The organism is Erwinia plantamica (assembly GCF_043420595.1).
Classification (GTDB): Bacteria; Pseudomonadota; Gammaproteobacteria; order Enterobacterales; family Enterobacteriaceae; genus Erwinia; species Erwinia aeris.
In genome coordinates, this window is the sequence record NZ_JBGCUC010000008.1 from 106,843 (window position 1) to 129,375 (window position 22,533).

21 protein-coding genes are annotated in these 22,533 nt (G+C 54.6%); 12 read left to right on the forward strand and 9 right to left on the reverse strand.

Annotated elements, in window-relative coordinates; all coding sequences use genetic code 11:
* Positions 1 to 244 precede the first annotated feature (244 nt).
* The 7 genes from AB3U87_RS10510 (at position 245) to yjdN (ending at position 7,510) form a co-directional block, all read left to right on the forward strand.
* Positions 245 to 979 (forward strand): gluconate 2-dehydrogenase subunit 3 family protein, encoded by a 735-nt coding sequence (locus AB3U87_RS10510; protein ID WP_394148935.1) that lies wholly within the window; start codon positions 245 to 247, stop codon positions 977 to 979.
* Between the two features lie 2 nt (positions 980 to 981).
* Entirely contained in the window at positions 982 to 2,766 is a 1,785-nt protein-coding gene (locus tag AB3U87_RS10515) for a GMC family oxidoreductase (protein WP_253456038.1), read from the forward strand.
* A gap of 11 nt (positions 2,767 to 2,777) precedes the next feature.
* Positions 2,778 to 4,091 carry a c-type cytochrome gene (locus AB3U87_RS10520; protein WP_370734837.1) on the forward strand — a complete coding sequence of 438 codons (1,314 nt, stop codon included), beginning with the start codon at positions 2,778 to 2,780 and terminating at the stop codon, positions 4,089 to 4,091.
* Between the two features lie 348 nt (positions 4,092 to 4,439).
* Positions 4,440 to 4,850 (forward strand): GNAT family N-acetyltransferase, encoded by a 411-nt coding sequence (locus tag AB3U87_RS10525; RefSeq protein WP_301730334.1) that lies wholly within the window; start codon positions 4,440 to 4,442, stop codon positions 4,848 to 4,850.
* A gap of 16 nt (positions 4,851 to 4,866) precedes the next feature.
* Positions 4,867 to 5,553, forward strand: coding sequence for a helix-turn-helix transcriptional regulator (locus AB3U87_RS10530; RefSeq protein WP_301730377.1), 687 nt, complete (start codon positions 4,867 to 4,869; stop codon positions 5,551 to 5,553).
* Between the two features lie 13 nt (positions 5,554 to 5,566).
* Positions 5,567 to 6,859, forward strand: coding sequence for a cytosine permease (locus AB3U87_RS10535; RefSeq protein WP_370734808.1), 1,293 nt, complete (start codon positions 5,567 to 5,569; stop codon positions 6,857 to 6,859).
* A 210-nt stretch (positions 6,860 to 7,069) separates the two neighbouring features.
* Positions 7,070 to 7,510, forward strand: a complete 441-nt coding sequence (gene yjdN, locus AB3U87_RS10540) for a VOC family metalloprotein YjdN (RefSeq protein ID WP_125290238.1) — start codon at positions 7,070 to 7,072, stop codon at positions 7,508 to 7,510.
* Here the strand turns inward: yjdN and AB3U87_RS10545 are convergent.
* A complete protein-coding gene (locus tag AB3U87_RS10545; RefSeq protein ID WP_301289639.1) occupies positions 7,500 to 8,408 on the reverse strand; it encodes a LysR family transcriptional regulator in 909 nt (302 codons plus the stop codon). The two genes, yjdN and AB3U87_RS10545, sit on opposite strands and share 11 nt — an antisense overlap.
* A 99-nt stretch (positions 8,409 to 8,507) precedes the next feature.
* Between AB3U87_RS10545 and AB3U87_RS10550 the strand changes: the two genes are divergently transcribed.
* Positions 8,508 to 9,575, forward strand: coding sequence for an SDR family oxidoreductase (locus AB3U87_RS10550; RefSeq protein ID WP_253456026.1), 1,068 nt, complete (start codon positions 8,508 to 8,510; stop codon positions 9,573 to 9,575).
* Between the two features lie 27 nt (positions 9,576 to 9,602).
* Here the strand turns inward: AB3U87_RS10550 and AB3U87_RS10555 are convergent, their stop codons facing one another.
* Positions 9,603 to 10,133, reverse strand: coding sequence for a GNAT family N-acetyltransferase (locus tag AB3U87_RS10555; RefSeq protein WP_369895093.1), 531 nt, complete (start codon positions 10,131 to 10,133; stop codon positions 9,603 to 9,605).
* 244 nt (positions 10,134 to 10,377) lie between these two features.
* Between AB3U87_RS10555 and AB3U87_RS10560 the strand changes: the two genes are divergently transcribed.
* Positions 10,378 to 11,157, forward strand: coding sequence for an L-threonylcarbamoyladenylate synthase (locus AB3U87_RS10560; RefSeq protein ID WP_125290242.1), 780 nt, complete (start codon positions 10,378 to 10,380; stop codon positions 11,155 to 11,157).
* Positions 11,158 to 11,185: 28 nt separating this feature from the next.
* On the opposite strand, the gene AB3U87_RS10565 is transcribed toward AB3U87_RS10560, so the two are convergent.
* The 3 genes from AB3U87_RS10565 to AB3U87_RS10575 form a co-directional block, all read right to left on the reverse strand.
* Entirely contained in the window at positions 11,186 to 12,076 is an 891-nt protein-coding gene (locus AB3U87_RS10565; RefSeq protein ID WP_301252142.1) for a LysR family transcriptional regulator, read from the reverse strand.
* Entirely contained in the window at positions 12,076 to 12,705 is a 630-nt protein-coding gene (locus tag AB3U87_RS10570) for a LysE family transporter (RefSeq protein ID WP_301252144.1), read from the reverse strand. Before AB3U87_RS10570 ends, AB3U87_RS10565 begins: the two co-directional genes overlap by 1 nt.
* Positions 12,706 to 12,829: 124 nt before the next feature.
* Positions 12,830 to 14,128, reverse strand: a complete 1,299-nt coding sequence (locus tag AB3U87_RS10575; RefSeq protein WP_253456016.1) for an MFS transporter — start codon at positions 14,126 to 14,128, stop codon at positions 12,830 to 12,832.
* A 503-nt stretch (positions 14,129 to 14,631) separates the two neighbouring features.
* On the opposite strand from AB3U87_RS10575, the gene treF reads away from it, so the two are divergent.
* On the forward strand, positions 14,632 to 16,275 hold the full coding sequence (gene treF, locus AB3U87_RS10580; protein WP_253461146.1) for an alpha,alpha-trehalase TreF: 1,644 nt from the start codon (positions 14,632 to 14,634) through the stop codon (positions 16,273 to 16,275).
* 166 nt (positions 16,276 to 16,441) lie between these two features.
* Here treF and AB3U87_RS10585 read toward each other — a convergent pair whose 3' ends face one another.
* A complete protein-coding gene (locus AB3U87_RS10585; protein WP_394148936.1) occupies positions 16,442 to 16,843 on the reverse strand; it encodes a winged helix-turn-helix transcriptional regulator in 402 nt (133 codons plus the stop codon).
* Between the two features lie 112 nt (positions 16,844 to 16,955).
* Here AB3U87_RS10585 and AB3U87_RS10590 point away from each other — a divergent pair, with 112 nt between their 5' ends.
* Together AB3U87_RS10590 and AB3U87_RS10595 are read left to right on the forward strand one after the other, a co-directional pair.
* Positions 16,956 to 17,813 (forward strand): SDR family oxidoreductase, encoded by an 858-nt coding sequence (locus AB3U87_RS10590; protein WP_369895095.1) that lies wholly within the window; start codon positions 16,956 to 16,958, stop codon positions 17,811 to 17,813.
* A gap of 218 nt (positions 17,814 to 18,031) precedes the next feature.
* Complete coding sequence (locus AB3U87_RS10595; protein ID WP_253456007.1) at positions 18,032 to 18,616, forward strand: YceI family protein; 585 nt, start codon at positions 18,032 to 18,034, stop codon at positions 18,614 to 18,616.
* Between the two features lie 53 nt (positions 18,617 to 18,669).
* Here the strand turns inward: AB3U87_RS10595 and AB3U87_RS10600 are convergent, their stop codons facing one another.
* The 3 genes from AB3U87_RS10600 to AB3U87_RS10610 are packed head-to-tail and all read right to left on the reverse strand — an operon-like array spanning position 18,670 to position 22,460.
* Positions 18,670 to 20,769 carry a peptidase domain-containing ABC transporter gene (locus AB3U87_RS10600; protein ID WP_301730328.1) on the reverse strand — a complete coding sequence of 700 codons (2,100 nt, stop codon included), beginning with the start codon at positions 20,767 to 20,769 and terminating at the stop codon, positions 18,670 to 18,672.
* The gene (locus AB3U87_RS10605; protein WP_394148937.1) at positions 20,759 to 22,051 is read right to left on the reverse strand and encodes an HlyD family secretion protein; all 1,293 of its coding nucleotides are present in this window, start codon (positions 22,049 to 22,051) and stop codon (positions 20,759 to 20,761) included. The genes AB3U87_RS10600 and AB3U87_RS10605 overlap by 11 nt, the downstream gene beginning before the upstream one ends.
* 52 nt (positions 22,052 to 22,103) lie before the next feature.
* The gene (locus tag AB3U87_RS10610) at positions 22,104 to 22,460 is read right to left on the reverse strand and encodes a hypothetical protein (protein ID WP_301252150.1); all 357 of its coding nucleotides are present in this window, start codon (positions 22,458 to 22,460) and stop codon (positions 22,104 to 22,106) included.
* Positions 22,461 to 22,533: the final 73 nt, after the last annotated feature.

Below are 22,533 nucleotides of genomic sequence, written 5' to 3' on the forward strand. Positions count from 1 at the left end.
GCGCGCTGGCCCTCTCTGGTGACGTGCCTCTCTCTTTCCGCCTGCCTGGTTGTTAATGAAATTGTGCCATTTTGTTTATTTACGCTAATTTTTTGCGCCGATTCCTGTTAAAATCCATAAATTGTTACCGGTAACATTGATTCAGATCACGCTAGCGCCCGATTTTTATAAAAAAACAGGCTAGCGGGTCTCCCATCACGAATGCTTACAGCCGAACAACCAGGCCATTTTAAAAGGCAATGTCATGTCAAAAGAAACGATCGGAAGCTCCCGCAGGGACTTTCTGCTGAGAACCATTACGCTTGCGCCCGCCGTGGCGATTGGCAGCACGGGCCTGGGCGCGTTAACCGCGCCAGCCGCAGCCGTAGCCGCGCCCGGGCCTGCAGGGCCGCAGCAGGCCCGCGATTACCAGCCCACCTGGTTTACCCCGGAAGAGTACGCTTTTATTAAGGCGGCCGTGGCGCGCCTGATCCCTGCCGACGAACGCGGCCCCGGCGCGCTGGAAGCGGGCGTGCCGGAATATATCGATCGTCAGATGAACACGCCTTACGCGACCGGTTCCAACTGGTATATGCAGGGGCCTTTCCATCCCGATGCCGACAAAGAGCTGGGCTATCAGTACCCGCTGATCCCGCGCGATATTTACCGCCTGGGTCTGGCGGACGCGGATGCTTTCGCCAAAGCGCAGCACGGCAAAGCGTTCGCCGACCTGAGCCACGACCAGCAGGACGCATTGCTACAGGCCTTTGAAGCCGGCAAAGCCGAATTCAAACAGGTTCCGGCTAAGGTTTTCTTCTCTTTCCTGTTACAGAACACGCGCGAAGGCTTCTTCAGCGATCCTGTGCATGGCGGCAATCAGAATATGGTCGGCTGGAAGCTGATCGGCTTTCCGGGCGCGCGCGCTGATTTTATGGACTGGGTTGAACGGGGCGAGCGCTATCCGTTCCCGCCGGTGTCGATTCGTGGGGAAAGAGCATAAGCATGGCAAACGTAATGAAAAAAGTAGATGCGGTGATCGTAGGCTTCGGCTGGGCGGGATCGATCATGGCGAAAGAGCTGACCGAAGCGGGCCTGAACGTGGTTGCGCTGGAGCGTGGCCCGCATCGCGACACCTATCCTGACGGCGCGTATCCGCAGGTTATTGATGAGCTGACCTATAACATCCGTAAAAAGCTGTTCCAGGATCTCTCCAAAAGCACCGTGACCATCCGCCATAACTCGGCGCAGACCGCGCAGCCCTATCGCCAGCTTGCCGCGTTTTTACCCGGCACCGGCACCGGCGGCGCGGGCCTGCACTGGTCAGGCGTGCATTTCCGCGTCGATCCGATCGAGCTGCGGATGCGCAGCCACTATGAAGAGCGCTACGGCAAAAAGTTTATTCCTGAGGGCATGACCATTCAGGATTTCGGCGTCACCTATGACGAGCTGGAGCCGTTTTTTGATAAGGCCGAAAAAGTGTTTGGCACCTCCGGCTCGGAATGGCGCGTTAAGGGCAAAGTCGTCGGCCAGCAGGGACGCGGCAACCCGTTCGCGCCGGATCGCTCCGACAAGTTCCCGCTGCCCGCGCAGAAGCGAACCTTCTCCGCGCAGCTGTTCGCGCAGGCCGCTGAATCCGTTGGCTATCATCCTTACGATCTGCCTTCCGCCAATACTTCCGGCCCGTACACCAACACCTACGGCGCGCAGATGGGGCCGTGCAACTTCTGCGGCTATTGCAGCGGCTACGCCTGCTATATGTATTCCAAAGCGTCGCCGAACGTTAACGTGCTGCCTGCGCTACGTCAGGAAGCGAAGTTTGAGCTGCGCGAAAACGCCAACGTGCTGCGCGTCAACCTGACCGACGACAAAAAGCGCGCTACCGGCGTGACCTATGTCGATGCGCTTGGCCGCCAGATCGAGCAGCCCGCCGACCTGGTGATCCTGTCCGCCTTCCAGTTCCATAACGTGCACCTGATGCTGCTGTCCGGCATCGGCAAGCCTTACGATCCGGTCACTAACGAAGGCACCGTAGGCCGTAACTTTGCCTATCAGAATATTTCCACCATCAAGGCCTTCTTTGATAAAGACGTCTTTACCAACAACTTTATCGGCGCGGGCGGCGCGGGCGTGGGCGTGGACGACTTCAACGCGGATAACTTCGACCACGGCAAATATGGCTTTGTCGGCGGCTCGCCGTTCTGGGTTAACCAGGCGGGCGTGAAGCCGATCTCCGGCCTGCCGACGCCGCCGGGCACGCCAGGCTGGGGCAGCAAGTGGAAAGCGGCGGTCGCCGATCACTATACGCATCATGTCTCGATGGACGCGCACGGCGCGCACCAGTCCTATCGCAACAACTATCTGGATCTGGATCCGAACTACAAGGATGCTTTCGGCCAGCCGCTGCTGCGTATGACCTTCGACTGGCAGGAAAACGACATCAAAATGTCGCAGTTTATGCATGGCCGGATGCACAAAATCGCCGAAGCGATGAACCCGAAACTGATCAGCGGCGCGCCGAAAATGCCGGGCACGCATTTCGACACCACCGTGTATCAGACCACGCATATGAACGGCGGCGCGATCATGGGCGAAGATCCGAAAACCAGCGCGGTTAACCGCTATCTGCAAAGCTGGGATGTGCCGAACGTGTTTGTTCCGGGCGCGTCCGCCTTCCCGCAGGGGCTGGGCTACAACCCGACCGGCATGGTGGCGGCGTTGACCTACTGGTCAGCGAAAGCGATTCGTGAACAGTACCTTCCAAGTCCAGGTCCGTTGGTGCAGGCGTAAGGATGACCATGATGAAAATGCTGATCCCGGCTCTGATGCTGGGTATGACCACCTTTGTTGCGGCGGCGGAGGATAACGGCGCCGATCTGATCAAGCGCGGCGAGTATCTGGCGCGCGCGGGCGACTGCGTGGCCTGCCATACCAAAATGGGTGGCGAATCTTTTGCTGGCGGGCTGGCGATGGCGACGCCCATCGGCAAGATTTACTCCACCAACATCACGCCCGATAAGAAAACCGGCATTGGCGATTACAGCTATGACGACTTTCAGAAAGCGGTACGCCACGGCGTAGCGAAGAACGGCGACACGCTCTACCCGGCGATGCCTTATCCTTCCTATGCCGTGGTTAACGATGAGGATATGCACGCGCTTTACGCCTACTTTATGCATGGCGTGAAGCCGGTTGAGGCCGAAAACAGGAAAAGCGACATTCCTTGGCCGCTGTCGATGCGCTGGCCGCTGTCGATCTGGCGCGGGCTGTTTGCACCGGACGTAAAAGCTTTCCAGGCGATTAAAGGGCAGGATGCGGTGCTGGCTCGCGGTCAGTATCTGGTGGAAGGCCTGGGCCACTGCGGCGCCTGTCATACCCCGCGTAGCCTGACCATGCAGGAAAAAGCGTTGAACGACGGCGAAGGCAGCGACTACCTTTCCGGCAGCAGCTCGCCGATTGACGGCTTTACCGCCAACAACCTGCGCGGCGACAGCCGTGACGGACTGGGCCGCTGGAGCGAAGACGATCTGACGCAGTTCCTGCGCTATGGCCGCAACGATCGTACCGCGGCCTTTGGCGGCATGACCGAAGTGGTGCAGCACAGTTTGCAGCATTTAAGCGACGAAGATATCACCGCCATTGCGCGCTATCTGAAATCCCTGGGCGCGAAAGACTTAAATCAGGTCGGCTTTACGCCGGATGACAAGGTAGCGAAGGCGCTGTGGAAGGGCGACGACAGCAAACCGGGCGCGTCGGTGTACGTCGACAGCTGCGCGGCCTGCCATAAAACGGACGGCAGCGGCTATAAGCGCTTCTTCCCGCAGCTGAGCGGCAATCCTGTGGTGCTGGCGGAAGATCCAACCTCGCTTATCCATATCGTTATCAGCGGCGCGACGCTACCGGGCGTGAAGGGTGCCCCTTCTGCCATCACCATGCCGGCTTTCGGCTGGCGGCTGAACGACCAGCAGGTCGCCGACGTGGTGAACTTTATCCGCACCAGCTGGGGCAATACGGCCAAAGAGCAGGTTAGCGCCAGCGACGTGGCGAAAGTGCGTAAAAACGACGCTGAACAGCAGGGCAGCGTGGATATTGAGAAGCTGACTGAAGTGAAATAAGCGACTTTACGATCGAAAACGGCCAGCAAACTGGCCGTTTTTTTTTGCTTTATTTTTTAGTCCTCCCGCTATTTTTAGCGTGCTGCTTCAGGAGGTGTCTGTTATTTCAGAAAAGACGTGCCTCTTAATTTTTGCGTCAGATTAGATGCAATCTGATTAGTTGCACGGTGTAATAATTTCCCTGGTGTCGGCATTGACTGAAAATTAAATGACTACTTATTTTATAATTTATTTCCGTATAATAAAGACGAACCCGCATTGAATAACACGGTAGAAAATCCTCTTGAATTACTATCGTCAAAATGTTATTGGCTGCGGACTGGACGTTAATTTACAACGGGAGAAATAATGGAAATCGTTGTCACGGATAATCCTTCTTTACCGGATGAAGAGTTCGTTATTGATAATTTATGGAAACATAACAGCCAGTTTGACGAAGTGGATATTACACCGCTTTTCCTTACGCTGCGGGACGAGCAAAACCAGATCCTCGGCGGCCTGGTGGCGCGGACGTGGTGGCAGGGCTTAGAAGTGCAGTATCTCTGGGTTGGCGAAGCCGCACGCGGGCAGGGTAAGGGCCGGGAGCTGATGATAAAAGCGGAAGAGGTCGCCAGAAATCGCGGTTGTCGCATGTCCTATGTGGATACCTTTGATTTTCAGGCGAAAGGCTTTTATGAGAAACTGGGCTACAACGTCTATGGCAGCATGGAAGGCTACCTGGGCAAATATACGCGGTTCTATTTACAGAAAATGTTCTGATAATACGGAAAAAGCTATGCCGCCCACTAATGCGAAAATTAGCGCTTTTCGGAGCTTTATCGCTATGATGGAGCATCTGAACGAGCCCTGGGGTATTAAAGACCTTGATTCCAGACATCTTTATATGAACAAGGCCGCTTACCTTTATACCAATACGCCTGCATCATTCACGGTTGAAGGTGCCTGGGATGATGAGTTCCCGGCTGGTTGGGCGGAATGTTCGGCAGCGTTGCGGGAGCACGATCGTCGGACAGAAGAGCATTTGGGAAGAGTCGCGGTCATTGAAACGCATTATTGGTATGGCCGGGAAACGCTTTCACCTTATATCAGCGAAAAACTGCCGGTATTCGATGAACAGGGAAACTGTATCGGCACTATCTGGAATGCAAGACCGCTCGATACGCTGACGCCGCTGAAGTTTATTAATCACAAAAAGCCTGGCGTACTGACGACCGCTACGGAAAATAAATTATTTACGCCGTCCGAGCTGGATATTATCTTTCTGATGCTGCAAAGGTATACGGCAAAAGAGATCGCTAGTATCTTTAACGTCAGCGTAAAAACAATTGAAAATCGGGTATATACGATATATCAGAAAGCTGACGTGCATTCGTTGAAGCAATTTGAAGAATATTGTATCGCTCATAATCTGGAAAACTATATCCCTGCCCGTTTGATGAAGAAAGGGATTAACTTTATTTAACACGGAATTTTCTATGCAACACAATGATTTTCCTCTGGAACGCGTGCCACAACACAACCGCGTCTCTTTTCTGAGCGTGGCTATCGTCCATATGGGAATGCTTACCGCGTTGGATCAATTTATGTTAGGCGCGGTATTGGGCGACAGCATGAGCCTGTCGGCGGCGCTGACGGCCATTCTGGTAGGCAGCCTGTTATTTGGCCTGGTCACCTTTGGTTTTGGCTATATCGGTATGAAAGAAGGGTTGTCCGGCAGCTTGCTGGCGCGCTGGTGCGGATTTGGCCGAACGGGGTCGGCACTGATCGGCGTCGTGGTGGCGATCAGTTTATTAGGCTGGTTTGGTATACAGAATGCGATTTTTGCTAAATCGCTGAGCGCTGCGTTTTCCGATACGCTTAGCTTCCGGACAGCAGCAACGATCTCCGGCCTGTTTCTTACCGTGCTGGTGGCGTTTGGTTTCAAAGCGCTGCGCTTTACGGCACGCATCGCCGTACCGGTTTTTATTGCGCTGATCGCCTGGATTGCCTGGCAGACGCTGGCTACCGATCATGTGCAGGCAATGGCCGTTTCCCTGGCAGGTAAAGAGGTGCTGTCGGTGAACGCGGGCATCACGCTGGTGGTAGGCGGCGCCATTCTTGCCAGCCTGATGACGCCCGACCTGACGCGCTACTCGCGAAAAGGCAGCCACGTTTTCGGCGTCACGCTGGCGACCATTGTTCTGGGCGAGTTCATTATCAACGGCCTGGCGATCTTTATTGCGCGTAAGCTGAATACAGGCGACGTGATGTCTATCATCACGCTGGCTTCCGGCACGGCTGGCCTGTTTGCCGTTATTTTTTCTACGCTAAGGGTCAACGATTTGAATCTTTACTCCTCGGCGCTTGGCGTGATTAATGCCGTAGAAAGCCTTAGCGGCATAAAATTAAATTATCGACCCGTCACGCTGGCCTTGGGCGTGCTGGGCACTACGCTGTCGGTGCTGGGCATTCTGGATCACTTTGTCGATTTTCTGAATTTGCTCGGCGTTATTGTGCCGCCAGCGTTGGGCGTGATGCTGACGGAGTATTTCCTGCTGAAGAAGTACAGCCTTGCCTTACGGCGTTCCGGTCACGACGGCAGTTTGCCTGCGGAAACGACATTTACCGGCTGGCCCGCGATCCTGGCCACGCTGCTGGGCGGTTATATTGGACTGAATATGGCATGGGGCGTGTCTACCATTAATTCTTTTGTGGCGGCGTGCGCCGGCTATCTGTTGCTGGAACTGCTGACGGAAAAAGTTATCGTCCGTCGGACAAGAAAAGCCTGAGGCCACGACGACAAAGCGCCGTGACGCGCTTTGTCGTCCCTTTCCAACTACTGTTACTGTGCTGCTTTAAGGCATTCATAAACCGTTTATCCTTTGTCTTCTTTGCATATGTTATTAACCTGTAACATGTAATAAGCGCCAGATCTCAGTCGCCTGCTACACTTTCTTCGAGCTTGTTCTTCAGCACATACCTCAAACGAAGGAGATGTTATGCAACTTTCGCCTTATTTATACTTTTCGGGAAACTGTGAAGAGGCTATCGCTTTTTATCAGCAGGCCACGGGAGCCGAACTGACGGTTAAAATGACCTGGGGTGACGTGCCTGCGGAGAAAAAACAGCAGCCGCAGAAACAGAACAGCCCAAGCGCGGAACAGCCAGCGGATGATAAAATCATGCACGCGCTGCTGCATATCGGCGACGGCGAGCTGCAAATGAGCGACAGCGCGGAAGCGGTAAGCTATAACGGTTTTGCCGTCAGCCTGTCGAGCAACGATCCTGCCGAAGGCAAACGCTGGTTCGATAATCTTTCCGCTGGCGGTAAGGTCACGCTGGAATGGGAAGAAACCTTCTGGGCGGCCGGTTTCGGTACGCTGATCGATAAGTTCGGCGTGCCGTGGCGCATCAACGTAAATAAACCCGCTACTGACTGATTTTCAGCCGATCCAGCGTGGCAAGCAGCGCGTCGACCTTCGGCAGCAGCTGCTTTCTGCGCGGCCAGACGATAAATAGCGGCAGACCTTCTACCGCCAGCTCTGGCAGGATCGGTACCAGCGCGCCGCTGGCCAACTCTTTTTCCAGCAGCCAGGTCGCCATTTGCGCCACGCCGAGTCCGGCTACTACGGCGGCGACCTGGGCTTCGCCATCCCCTAACGCCATCCGATAAGGCAGGGTTCGGGTTATCGTTCGTCCATCCGGCGAACGGATATGCCACGGACTGGTGCTGCCATCTACCCGATCGTAAACAATGGCTCGCCTTTCGGTCAGCGCCTGCAAAGAGTCGGGCACGCCGTGCTGCGCCAGATAGTCCGGCGAAGCGCAGAAGATCAGCCTTTCATTACCCAAAAAGCGGCAGCCCAGCGAGGGCGGAAAATCTGTCGAGCCGCCAATACGTATCGCGATATCCACGCCTTCCTCAAACAGATCGACAAAGCGATCGGAGAAAGAGAGGGCAATCTGCATCTCCGGGTTCTGCTGGCAAAATTCGTTGATAAGCGGCATCACCCGCATCCGGCCAAAGGTGTTGGGCACGGCAATCCGCAGCCGTCCGACCGGAATGGCGCGCTGGGCGGCCAGTACGGATTCCGCTTCCGCCAGCTCGCTCAGCACACGCGTACAGGTTTCATAAAAGGCCTGACCGGCATCCGTCAGCGCCAGTCGTCGCGTGGTGCGTTCAAACAGCCGCGAGCCGAGCCGGGCTTCCAGCCTTGCCACGCTTTTGCTGATGGCTGAACTGGTCAGATGCAACGAATCGGCGGCGGCGGTAAAACTGCCGTGTTCCACGCTGGCGACAAAGGGGGTGATATCTTTAAGGCGATCCCGACCGATCATTATTCATGACTCATATTCTCAAATAATATGAATTTATACCTCTAATAGGATTTTAATTCTCTATTAAGCTTAATGAATTAGCAATCAGGAGGAAAATTTATGCAACAACGCGCACTTATTGTCGGCGTCAGCGGCGTTATCGGTACCGCACTGGCAGAGCAGCTGACCGGCGACGGTTGGGAAGTTTATGGCCTTTCACGCGGCCGCACGGCGGTGCCGGCGGGCTGCACGGCATTGACCGCCGACCTTACCGATGCTGAATCCGTTAAGAAAGCGCTGGCTGACCTGAAGGTTGATAAGGTCTTCTTCAGCGTCTGGTCGCGTCAGGCCAATGAAAAAGAGAATATCCGCGTAAACGGCGCGATGGTGCGTAACGTGATCGACGCGCTGGGCGACGGCCTGAAAGGCGGCCACGTGGCGCTGGTCACCGGCCTTAAACACTATCTGGGGCCGTTTGACGCCTATGGCAAAGGCGCGGTGCCAATGACGCCGTTCCGCGAAGAGCAGGGCCGCCAGCCTGTCGATAACTTCTATTACGCGCAGGAAGATGAAGTCTTTGCGGGCGCGAAGAAGTATGGCTTCACCTGGAGCGTGCACCGTCCGCATACCATTATCGGCTTTGCGCTGGGCAACGCGATGAACATGGGCCAGACGCTGGCCGTTTATGCCAGCCTCTGCAAGCAGACCGGCCAGCCGTTTATCTTCCCCGGCTCGAAAGCGCAGTGGGAAGGCGTGACCGATATGACCAGCGCAAGCGTGCTGGCGCAGCAGCTGGAATGGGCCGCGACCACGCCGTCGGCGCAGAATGAAGATTACAACGTGGTCAACGGCGACGTGTTCCGCTGGAAATGGATGTGGGGCCAGATCGCCGACTATTTTGGCGTGGAAGCCGCGCCTTACCCGGACGAGATGCAGCCGCTGGAAGGGCGGATGGATGCGGCGGCAGAGCAGTGGAAAGCCATCGCGCAGCAGTTCGACCTCAAGGAAGCGGATATCAACCGGCTGGTTTCCTGGTGGCATACCGACGCCGATCTGGGCCGCCCGATGGAGGTCTTTACCGACGTCAGCAAAAGCCGCAAGGCGGGCTTTACCGGTTATCAGCCCACGCGCGATGCGTTTTTCGCGCTGTTTGACAGGTTGAAGGCGGAAAAACTTATCCCGGCCTGATGCTACAGGCGCCGCGCGTGACGGCCATTACGCGCGGCGCGCTGCTTCAGGCTGCACATATTCCTGACGCAGCATGCCATAGAGCGCGCAGTCCCAGCGCGCTTCTCCTACCGCCACGCCCTGCCGCTGTACGCCTTCCCGCACAAAACCCAGCTTCTCGTAGGTACGTATCGCCGCCTGATTAAAGGTGTAGACGCGTAGCTCAATACGCTCGATGCCTTCCTGCTGAAAAGCCGTCGCAATCAGTTGGCGCAGCATGTGCTCCGCCAGATTTTGTCCCCGCATCGCTGGATTGACCACCACGCGACAGAGGCAGGCCAGATGGTTGTTCCAGTCAAAGCCTGTCTGCGCCACGGCAGCCAGTTCGCCCGCCTGTTTTCCGGCAAAAGTAAGCAGCCTGGCAGGCTGCTGGCTGGCGGAATCCAGCAGCGTGGCGAGAAACGACTCTTCCAGCGGCCAGGCGACGCCCGGCCCGGCCCACTGCGTAACGTCGGCCTGCGACGTAAACCAACTGCTTAAGGCAAGCCGATCTTGCTCGGCGAAAAAGGCAATCTGCATAGGGTGCTCGCTCAGGCTAAAAAAGGTGAGTGGCGAAAATCCGCGAAGGGTTCAACTTTCTTTGTTCCGCAGGTCTGGCGGCGCTATCCGGCCTCATTCTGCAACAATTGTTTCCTGGTGGAAACAATAGCCGAAAGAGGCGCCTGACTGTTGCGAAAAAAGCCGCCTGCGTTAGGATGAAGTTATCCGGGCAGGCCAAAAAGGCGCTGACCCCCACATGACTCTTATACTGGCAGGGGCAATCATGAGCAATAAAACCATTCACTGGAACGGCGGCTTGCAGCCGGAAGCGGTAAATATCCTGTCTGCCGACGGCGGCATGATCGTCTGCCCGACCAAAGTGGGCTACATCATCATGACTTCCGATGCGAAAGGCCTGGAGCGCAAGTTCGACGCCAAGCAGCGCAACCGCAATAAGCCGGGCGTGGTGCTGTGTGGCTCGCTGGAGCAGCTGAAAGAGCTGGCGCAGCTGAACCCGGAAATTGAATCGCTGTATCAGCAGCACTGGGACAAAGACGTGCTGCTGGGCTGCATCCTGCCGTGGAAAGAAGAGGCGGTGGCGCGTATCCCGGAAGACGGTTCAAAAGATCTGATGATGGATCGCCGTCAGACCAGCTGCTTCGTGATTAAATTCGGCGTGCCCGGCGAGAAACTGGCGAAAGAGCTGTGGGAAAACCACGGTAAATTCTCCTTCGCCAGCTCGGCTAACCCATCAGGCAAAGGCAACCGTGGCCTGGTCGAAGGCATCGGCGAGCGTATCGAATCCCAGGCGGATCTGATTATCGAAGCCAACGACTATGTGAAGTCTATCCAGCCTAACGAATCGGAGAAAACCCGCTACGAGCAGGGCGTGATGGTGGCGATGGTGGATGAAAACGGCAAGCTGGTGCCGGAGCAGAAGGGTGAGCGCAACATTACGCCTTGTCCGGTGCTGATCCGTAAAGGGCTGGACGTGGATAAAATCATGTCGATGCTGTCAGACACCTTTACCACCTGGGATTACCGCCACGGCAACTACTACTGATTATGCAGGGCGGAGCTTCGGTTCCGCCTTACCTCAGCGCTTTCTGCAGCGCGGCGATAAACAGTCTGACGCGCGGCGCAATCAGGCCGTTCTCTTTGGTCAGGATCCAGGATTTATAAAGATCCATTTCCCATTCCGGCAGTACCCGACAGAGTTTTCCTTCCTCCACCGCCTGTAGGGCAACGTAATCCGGCAGATAGGCTATCCCCGTTTGCGCCACCGCTGAATTAACCAGCGCGGTACTGTTATTGGCGCGAAACCGGCTGCGCACCTCGATATCCCGCTTCTGCTTCTCTTTGCGAAAGGGCAGCGAGATAGTATGGGCCGGGCCACGAAACAGGATAAAGTCGTGGCGCGTCAGATCTTCCGGCCGTTGGATAGCGCTAAAACGCTCAAGGTAGGCTGGCGCGGCGTAAAGCCCCCAGCTGATATCCATCAGCGGCAGGCAGTGCGGATGTTCCGGCCTGTCGCGGCGGATGACGATAGCCAGATCGAGATTATCGTCCACCAGATTCACCGGCCTGTCGGTAAGGTCGAGATCTACGCTGACGTGCAAATTGCCCGCCACGAACTGGTTCAGCACCGGCACGATGCACTGGCAGCCGAAGGTAACCGGCGCGACGACGCGCAGGCTGCCGGTCGGCTCCTCGTGGAAGCGGCGAATAAAAAGCTCGGCGCTTTTTACCTCGCTGAGAATGCGCGCGCAGTAGTGATACCAGGTCATGCCGACCTCGGTTACGGCGATCTTGCGCGTGGTGCGCAGCAGCAGCTTTGCGCCCAGGCGTATTTCCAGCGCGGCGATCTCTTTGCTGACCGCCGACTTGGATATCCCCAGCTGTTTTGCCGCTTCGGTATAGCTCAGCGTTTCTACCACGCGGGCAAAAATCACCATCGCGTGCAGGTTTTCGACGTCGCTCATTAGCGGGCGGAGATTGCCAGCGCGCTGCCCGCAAAGACAAACAGGCTGCCGACGGCACGATTAAGCAGGCGCAGGCGCGACGGGTTGGCAAATACGCCAGAAAGGCGGCGACCGGCGCAGGCGTAAGCGAACATCAGGCCGCAGTCCGTGACGGCCCAGGTGACGGCCAGCGTGGCGAACTGGACAGCGTGCGGCTGGCTGGCTTCCACAAAGTTAGGAAACAGCGCGGCGAAAAACAGCAGGTCTTTGGGATTGCTGATGCCGACCATATAGCCTTTACGAAACAGTTTAAGCAGGCCGGGCATCGCCTGCGGCTGGCCGCTGATAACGATGCTTTCTGCCGGCGCGCTGTTGCGCCAGGCGCTGATGCCCAGCCAGATCAGATAGGCGGCGCCGACCACTTTCAGCACGGTAAAGGCGGTAGTGGAGGCCGCCAGGATCGCGCCCAGCCCCAGCGCCGATGCGGTCATCAGCGTCATGGCCGCCATCACGCCGCCGATCACCGTCGCCAGCGCGCGGCGTCGGCCGTAGCGCAGCCCGTGCGTCATGCTGACCAACGCAGAAGGGCCGGGAACGGCGATAAGAACGGCAATAATACCGGCATAGGCAAGCCAGAGGTGGAGCGACATAACACTATTCCTTGAACAATGAGCGACAGGAACCTTTCGGGTGGCCGTAGCTTAATGGCTGCGCAGGGGGAAGTAAATTAAGCAGAAGCGGTTCGGGGCGGAGAATGCGAGCCGCCCCGTAAAACTAACGGACTTTTTTCACCAGCACGGGAATTTGGCGCAGTTTGTTAGCCAGCCATAGCCCGCCCAGCAGCATCACGGCGATAAATGCGGAGACGCCAGCCCAGCCGTAGCCGTGCCAGAACACGCCGCCCAGCGTCCCCGCCACGCTCGATCCCAGGTAATAAAAGAAAAGGTAGAGCGAAGAAGCCTGGCCTCTGGCGCGACGGGCGCGGTGACCGACCCAGCTGCTGGCGACCGAATGCGCGGCGAAAAAACCGGCGGCGAACAGCATCAGGCCTGGCAGCACCAGCAACAGCGTGGTGAACTGGGTAGCGATCAGGCCGGCCAGCATCAACAGCAGCGAAGCCATCAGCACCACGCCGCGCCCGTAGCGAGCGGTCATCACGCCCGCCTTCGGCGAGCTGTAAGTGCCGGTCAGATAGACGACGGAGAGCAGACCGACCACCGTCTGGCTGAGGGAAAAAGGCGCGGCCAGAAAGCGAAAGCTGACATAGTTAAACAGCGTCACGAAGCTGCCCATCAGAATAAAGCCGACCAGGAACAGCATCGGTAATCCCATATCCCGCCACTGGAACATAAAGTTGACCAGCAGCTGGTGCGGCCGCAGCGAAGTGGCGCGGAAGTGCTGCGAAGGGGGCAACAGGCGGAAAAACAGCCCGGCGGCCGTCAGCGCGAACAGGCCGACCACGAACAGCGAAACGTTCCAGGAAAAGTGATCGGCCAGCATGCCGGTAGAGAGCCGCCCAACCAGGCCGCCAATCGAATTACCGCTGATATAAAGGCCCATAGAGAAAGAGAGGAAAACCGGGTGCAGCTCCTCACTCAGCCAGGTCATTGCCACCGCCGCGACGCCGCTTAGCGCCAGCCCGGTCAACGCGCGCATCGCCAGCACGCCTTCCCAGCTGCTCATGGTGGCGCAGATCAGCGTAAAGCAGGCGGCCAGCAGCAGCGAAACGGACATCACCGATTTACGGCCGATGGCGTCCGACAGCGGCCCGGTCACCAGCAGCCCCAGCGCCATCATGATGGTGGTGACCGACAGCGACAGGCTGCTTTGCGCAGGCGTCAGATGAAAGCTTTGCGAAAAAACCGGTAGCACAGGCTGCACGCAGTACAGTACGGCGAAGGTGGACAGGCCGGCGCAGAACAGCGCCAGCGTGGCGTGCATAAATCTGCGCGTGCCGCGAATAATATAGGTTTTATTTATATCAGGAGAATTAACGGGAGAAACTAAACTGTCGTCTTCATCTGTAAGACTTTCCGAGTGCAACGCTGCGGATTTATTTACTACCGGTGCCACGAGATTTCCTTAATCGTATTTGAAAGGGCTGGTTTGCTATCAGATAAACTTATCGCTGCCATCGCCATAACAGCATTTGACCCGCATTAGTATTCGGCCGTTTAAATTTAATGTAAATGAGAAATTTAAATAATTTTTCAAAGAATGAAAAAGCATCGCTTTAATTTTCGATTGAAGCTGCTTTGTACCGACTGCGGGCAAGCAGAAAGAAGCAACAGGCGGAAGCCCGAAAGATGGGGCAAGGTGGGCCTGAACCTGCTAAAGAGAGGGCGGCTGCTTTATTTCATTTTTTTCAGAAAATGTAAGAGGGGTTTCACCTCTTGCTATTCCTTTAATCAAGGAGGGAAATAGCGATTATTCTTTGTTTGTTTATTTTTTGAAATATTATCTTAACTTCTGTCATATTCGCGCTTATTTGCACTATGAGACACGAGTACTATACTTAACCTTATACATAATTAACCGTACACCACATTGTCAATCATCGACATCAGGAGGTTTTTATCGCTTTTAATCATAACGACCTGACCATTGACAATAACCTGGCAGATTACGAAGCTTATTATCACGATTATGAAGCGCTGGATATGCTGGCCGAACCGCAGCCTGAACCTATTCAGGGACTGCCTGCGCCGGATATTCTGACGCCTTCCGATCGCTACCAGGAACTCTTTGAAGCCGTGCAGAGCGCAAGGATCTTTGCCGACAGCAAAACCTTTGCAGACTGCGCGCCGAAAATCGAACCGGAGATGATCCTCTACCGCTACTTTATTCAGCGCGAGCGAGAGGATTTTAACCTGCTGGCCTTTGTGCTGGAGAATTTCGACCTGCCGAAAATTAACGACAGCCGCTACGTGGCCGATCCGGCAAAAAGCATGGGCGAGCATATTGACTCGTTGTGGCCGGTACTGACGCGCAAGCCGGAAAAGCATTCTGAATTTTCTTCGCTGCTGCCGTTGCCGGAACCTTATGTCGTGCCGGGCGGCCGCTTTGGCGAAACCTACTATTGGGATTCGTACTTCAGCATGCTGGGCTTCGCGGCTGGCGGACAGACCGATCTGCTGCGCCAGATGGCGGATAACTTTGCGTGGATGATCGACACATATGGCCATATTCCAAACGGCAACCGCACCTATTATTTGAGCCGCTCGCAGCCGCCAGTGTTTGCGCTGATGGTCGAACTGTTTGAAAAAGATGGCGTTAGCCAGGCGCAGCGTTATCTTCGTCAGCTGAAGCGTGAATATGACTTCTGGATGGACGGCACGGAGTCGCTGACGCCCGGCGAAGCATGGCGTCATGTGGTGATGATGCCGGACGGATCGGTACTGAATCGCTACTGGGACGATCGCGATACGCCGCGCGACGAATCCTGGATTGAAGACGTGGAAACCGCCAGAAACTCGGCGCGTCCTTCCAGCGAGGTTTATCGCGATCTGCGGGCGGGTGCGGCTTCCGGCTGGGACTTTTCCTCCCGCTGGCTGAGCGAAGCAGGACGGCTGGAAAGCATCCAGACCACCAGCATTGTGCCGATCGATTTAAACGCGTTTCTCTACAAGCTGGAAACCACGATCGCTCGCCTGTCTGCCCGTAAAAACGATCGTGCGACCGCAGAACTGTTTCAGCAAAAAGCCGTGCGCCGCCGTGAAGCGGTCGATGCCTGGTTATGGGACGCACAGGCCGAGCTGTACCGCGACTACAACTGGCGGGAGCGCGAAAAAGGCGCTTTCTCGGCGGCTGGCGTGACGCCGCTTTACGTAGGAATGGCCAGCCTGGAGCAGGCGGCTGCCACCGCTGCGGCGGTACGCTCGCATCTGCTGGCGCCGGGTGGCGTGCTGACTACGGTAGAAGAAACCGGTGAGCAGTGGGACAAACCCAACGGCTGGGCGCCGATGCAGTGGATGGCGATCAAGGGTTTTAATAACTACGGTGAAGAGCTGTTGGCGAAAGAAATAGCCGCACGCTGGCTTCAGGTAACGGGCGCTACCTATCATCGTCACCATAAGATGGTGGAGAAATATAACGTTGCCGGCCGCGCGCCGGTATTAGCGGGCGGCGGCGAATATCCGTTGCAGGATGGATTCGGCTGGACAAACGGCGTTACGCGTCGCCTGCTGGCGATGTATCCGGATGCGGCGCCGAAGCGATAAATGGCGCGCTTAATTATTAAAGGCCTTCATTATGAAGGCCTTTTTTATTTAGGGTCGGCGAAAATAATATGCCATCACTGGGTAAGGTGAACTTTATCAACCGTTTTGCCGGGAAGGAAAAAGGAGCAAATCAGCAGCATGGCGTTGGCCGCCGCCGAATACAGATTTATTCCTCTGCTGAAAACTGGCGGCGGTTATCAATAATCTGATGCAGATTAACCTCGATCCAGTCGGCCAGGCCCGTAATGCGGTCGCGCGCTTCATGACCCAACACGGTAAGTTTGTATTCAACGTGCGGCGGGATCACTTCATAAGCGATACGCTCCACAAAGCCGTCTTCCTCCATAAAACGCAGCGTTTGCGCCAGCATTCTTTCACTGACGCCGCCTATTTTGCGCCGCAGTTCGCCAAAGCGCAGCGTGTCGTTCTCCAGCGCAATCAGCACCAGCAAACTCCAGCGGCCGGTCAGGCGTTTTAATACTTCGCGCGACGGACAGTCGCGGTTCAACAGTTCGCCGCGTTGCAGCCTGTCGCGAAGCGAAACGATTGAGGAACTATTTTTTTTCATACTAACAAACCTGTAAGTACTTACTTTTGGTTAGTGTATGGCATAGGCTGATTGAACACAACGCTTCCGGGGCTAAGCCGGATGCGCTTTTATCACCGCTAAGGAGAACATTATGATTGCAGTAACCGGAGCAACCGGCCAGCTTGGCCGCCTGGTGATTGATGCTTTACTGAAAAGAACGTCTGCCGAAGAGCTGGTCGCCGTGGTGCGTTCGCCGGCGAAAGCGGCCGACCTCGCCGCGCTGGGCGTTCAGGTACGCCAGGGCGATTATAACCAACCGCAGACGCTGGCCGACGCTTTTCGCGGCGTGGATAAAGTGCTGCTGATTTCCTCCAGCGAGATCGGCCAGCGTGAGGCGCAGCATAAAGCGGCCATCGAGGCGGCCAAAGCGGCAGGCGTTAAGCTGCTGGCCTATACCAGCCTGCTTCATGCCGACAGCTCGCCGATGGGGCTGGCAGATGAACACCGGGCAACCGAGCAGGCGCTGATTGCATCCGGCGTGCCTTACGTTATTCTTCGCAACGGCTGGTACAGCGAAAACTATGCCGCCAGCATTGCGCCAGCGCTGACGCACGGCGTGTTTATTGGTGCGGCCGACGAGGGCAAAATCGCTTCTGCTACCCGTCAGGATTATGCTGAAGCGGCGGCTGCTGTACTGACCAGCGACGCGCCTGTTGATAAAGTTTACGAGCTGGCGGGCGACGAGGCCTATACGCTTACGCAGTTCGCAGCGGAAATCGCCCAGGCCAGCGGTAAAGCCGTACGTTATCAAAATTTGCCTCAGGACGACTTTGCCGCCGCGTTAAAAGCGGCCGGTTTGCCTGACGGGCTGGCAGAGATGCTGGCGGATTCGGATGCCAATGCGGCCAAAGGCGCGCTGTATGATGACAGCCATACTTTAAGCCGCCTGATCGGCCGGGCGACCACGCCGTGGCAGGATGTGGTAAAAGCGTTTGTGGCCAAAGCTTAAAGCCGCGCTTTTCGTACGGGACGCGGCGATAGCTGTTAAAGCATTGCTGCGTCCGGCTAATCTTGCAAAAGGGATCCCCGGTCGTCCCGCTCGATCGCCAGGATCCTTTGCTGTTGGCTAATCTTTTTGACAAAGCCGGTCAAATATCTTCACTATCGGGCAAACCGTTAATGCTGCACTATCCTTAAACATTCCTGGTGAAAATAAGGACAACCGGCATGACGTTAATCAAGAAAGTCGCTTTACCGTTATTAATCAGCTCCGCGCTCTGGTCACAATTTTCTGCCGCCGCGCCCGTTAATTACGCAATGGACAGCGGGCATACCTCCGTTGTTGTTTCGTGGACCCACTTCGGTTTTTCCCATCCAACGGCCGATCTGTCTGATGTTACCGGCAATATTGATTTTGATGCCGCTAAAGTCAGCGATTCTAAAGTGGACGTGACTATTCCGGTCAACAGCATTGATACGCACGTAGACAAGCTGACCGAAGAGTTTAAAGGCCCGGAATATTTCGACGTGACCAAATACCCGAATGCGACCTTTAAAAGCACAAAAGTGGTCAGCACAGGTAAAAATACCCTGGATGTACACGGCGACCTGACCATCAAGGGCATCACCAAACCCGTCGTGCTGCATGCGGTGCTGAACAAGCAGGGCATGCACCCGATGGTGAAGAAGGAAGCGGTTGGCTTTGATGCCACCACCACCTTTAAACGCTCCGACTTTAAGCTGGATAAATATGTGCCGGCCGTCAGCGACGACGTGAAGCTGACCATCACCACCGAAGCCTACGCGAAGTAATTCCGCATCGGCTGCTCTGAAGCCCGCTTTTCAGCGGGCTTTAAATCGGGCCGCTATAGCTCAATTACGCGATCGGCAGAGGCGATGGTGGAAGGGCGGTGGGCCACGATAATGCGGGTGATTTTAAGCGAGGAGATGGCGTTGTTAATGGCCTTTTCATTCTCGATATCAAGATGGCTGGTTGCTTCATCCATAAACAGGATGCTGGGACGCCGGTAAAGTGCCCGGGCAATAAACAGCCGCTGTTTTTGACCGCCGGAAATGCCTGCGCCTAACTCGCCAATCAGGGTTTCATAGCCCATCGGCATACTCATTATTTCGTGGTGAATATTGCTGTAAACCGCACACGCCATAATCAGCTCCCGGTTAGCATCCGGGGAAAAACCGCAGATATTGTCCGCGATAGATCCTGAAAAAAGCCGGTCATCCTGCAGCACGCAGGCAATGCTTTGCCGAAAGTTATTCAACCCGATTTTATGAATATCCAGGCCTCCGGCCAGAATTTCGCCGCTGGTGGGCATAAGGAGACCGCTCATGACTTTAAGCAAGGTCGTTTTCCCGACGCCGGAAGGGCCGACGATAGCAACGCTTTCCCCGGGCTGAACAGCAATATTCAGATCGGTAAAAATCGGTTTTGATAACGCATCATATTGATAGCTGACTTGTTTGACGTTAAGCGCAATACCTTCTCCGGGTCTGAAAATAGCCCGTGGCGCGACGGCTTCTTCTGCCTCGGTGAAAATAAGGTCGGAAATCCTTTCATTATGAAGCGAGAGCATTCGCAGACTCAGCGCCAGATCGATCAGGCTGCCAGCGCGCTGGGAAAATTGTCCCCGGTAGGAGTTAAAAGCCATAAACATCCCCAGGGTCATATTATTATCAATCACCATGGAAGCCCCCAGCCAGAGTATGGCCACCTGATCCAGCGTGCTGACCAGGGTATTGATGCCGCCAAACATCATATTAAACCGGGTAATTTTAATGCCGGTATTGGTGGCGTCGATATTCAGATTAAGCCAGTGGCTGGAGCGAATATTATCGATACCAAGGGATTTTACGGTGGAAATACCGTAAAGCGTTTCCATAAAGTGGGAGCTGGATTTGGCGCCTTTGACAATCTGTTCTTCTGACAGCTGGCGATACAGGCGATAGGTAACCAGACGCATCAGTGCATAACAAAGGGTAAAGCCCATCACGACCCAGACCAGCCAGCCGCCGTAAACCATCATCATCGCAAAAAGCCCGATAGTCATAATGGTATCGATAATCCCGGTAACGATGCTGTTGGTAAATGTTGTTCTGATGGCGTCCAGCGAGGAGAAACGGGACTGAATATCGCCAAGATGTCTCTTTTCGAAAAAGGATAAAGGCAGCTTCATCAGATGATCGAACAGCGTGGTCTTCCACTGCACATCCGTCAACGTGCCCAGCGCGATCGAGGTCCATGCCCGTATTACGCTGACAAAGGCTTTAAACAGGGTAAAGATAATCAGGCCGAGACAGATCACGGTTAGCAGATCGTAATCATGCGCCTGGATAACATGGTCAGTCACCAGCTGAGTTCCTACCGGCAGGAGCAGATTAATCGACTCAATGACGACTGACAGCGCGAATATTTTTAACAGCGCGCCGGGCAGACCATTGATGTTTTTCATCAGATCCAGCAGGCGCAGCCGGGTTTTTACCGTCTCTTTGTGGAATTCCTTATCCGGCCACAGCTCCAGCGCCACGCCGGTAAAGTGGTTGGACATATCCTTCATACCCACCACCCGCCGCCCGAAGGCCGGATCGTGGATCACAAATGAGTTGTGGCGCACTTTTACCAGGACAACAAAATGGTTCATATCCCAGTGCAAAATGCAGGGCGTTCTCAGCTTACCGACCTCATTGATATCCAGCGAAAGCGCGCGGGTTTTCAGCTGAAGCTGCGAGGCTATGCCGGCCACAAGATTTAAGGTCGCGCCTTTGGTTGATACGCCGAACTTCTGACGAAGGTTAAATAAATCGACGTTCAGACCGTAGTAAGAAGAGACCATCGCCAGGCAAGCCAGCCCGCACTCTGAGGACTCCGACTGCAAAATTTTCGGAACTTTACGGCGCAGTGAAAAATTTATTTTGCTGTTAATTTTTTCAAAAAGTGACTTACCTGTCATTGACAACTCCACTCACGCTATTTTTTATTTTATTTATAGGCGCAATCGCCCACTGATATAACGGCTTTTTCTCAAGGAAGACGATGACCCTGGCCTGAAGGCCGCCAGATATTTGCAGTTTTTTTCCCTTATCACTGAATTCTGTATCGTTAATGGCAACCAGAACTTTGTAATAAGAGCCTTTCTCCTGGCGGGCACCGCTGCTATAGGTGCTCATCTCCTGCGGCGAGGCAGGGACAGAGGAAATCGAGATGATTTTTCCTGGGAATTGCCCAAACTTATCAGCAGGGAAAGCGTTGTAGCGGATATTAATGCCGTCCTGCACTTTGACATAGGGCAGGCTGTTATCCGGAAGCCAGAGCAATAAAAAATAGTGCACGTTATCCACCGGCTTAATCTGCGCCAGGCTGGCGCCGGTTTCTACCATTTGGCCCGGCGTTACGCTAAGCGATTCGATAATACCGTCCAGTTTTGCACTGATAATGATACTGTTATTTGCTTTATATTCGGCCAGCTGTCGCTCCAGATCGCTCAGCTGTGATTTATTTTGAATAATCTGGTTATCAAAATCTGCGGCACGCGTAAACTTATCGCTGCGTAATTGCGAAAGCTGTATTTTTTCCTGAATACTCTGACTGTTCAGCGCCTGATAAGCGCTCTGCTGGGAAAGCGACTGCGCGCGCTGATAATTAAGCTGGTCCTGAGTAATTAACCCTTTTTTTAAATATTTTTCATAATTATTCAGGCTTTCGTTCATTTTCTTTACGCCTTCGCGGGCGCTGTTAACCATCTTCTCGGTTTCTTTATGGGCCTTTGCATAGCTGTCTATCTGCGACTGCAGATTTTCCAGCGTAGACGCTTTATTACTTTCTAATTTAGCAATCATTGCATGAAGATTAGCGGTCTGAATTTTAATGGATTCGACGGCGGCGCTGCTGACGTTTCCTGAAGAGGTAATACGGGCAACGTCCAGTTCATACAGCGGATCGCCTTTTTTAACACGATCGCCAACCTTAACAAAGGTGGTGGTAATATAACCCTGCTGTGGTGAATTAATATTGATAGCATGAGGAAGGGTAATCACTTCACCATCAACATCAATACGTCTGCTGTAATCAAAGAAGACCATAGCCAGTATAACTACGATAAGAAAAAGCAGGCAAAACCCTGTAATAACAGATGCTGGTATCTTAGAAATAAGCAGCGCCTTTCCTGTCCACTTCTGGCGCTGATAATCCAACGCGTCGCTGCGGAACAGGCTTTTCTTTTTATTGTTATCCATAAGAATTTCCAGAGAGAAAAAAAGAGCCACCGGAGTGGCTCTTGAATAAAAATTAAGCGATAGTGCCGTTCACGAAAGAGCCATAAAGGTCTTTAGCCAGATTTTGCGTTGTATCCCAGCCGGTAGCGCCGCAGTAAATGGCGGTAGAAACACCACCAACAACGAGACCAGCCACCATACCTACACCTTGACTAATAATCCCGAAGCCCAGTAAGCCACCGCCCTCAGCACCGTGACGACCGCCAACATAAGCAAATGATAAAGCGCCAACGGCACCACCAACCACAGAAGAAACGGCAAGTTCACCGATATTAGAAATAGCGCTCAGGGCGAAACTACCAAAGTTGCTGAAGTCCCAGCCGTATGCCCCAGAAACTTCGTTCATTTCAATCACTGAAAGTTCTTTCATTGTATGCATTCCTTTTTTTTTAAATAGCCTTATTCAGGTAAGGCATCCTTTTTTAATGACCCGATTATTGTCG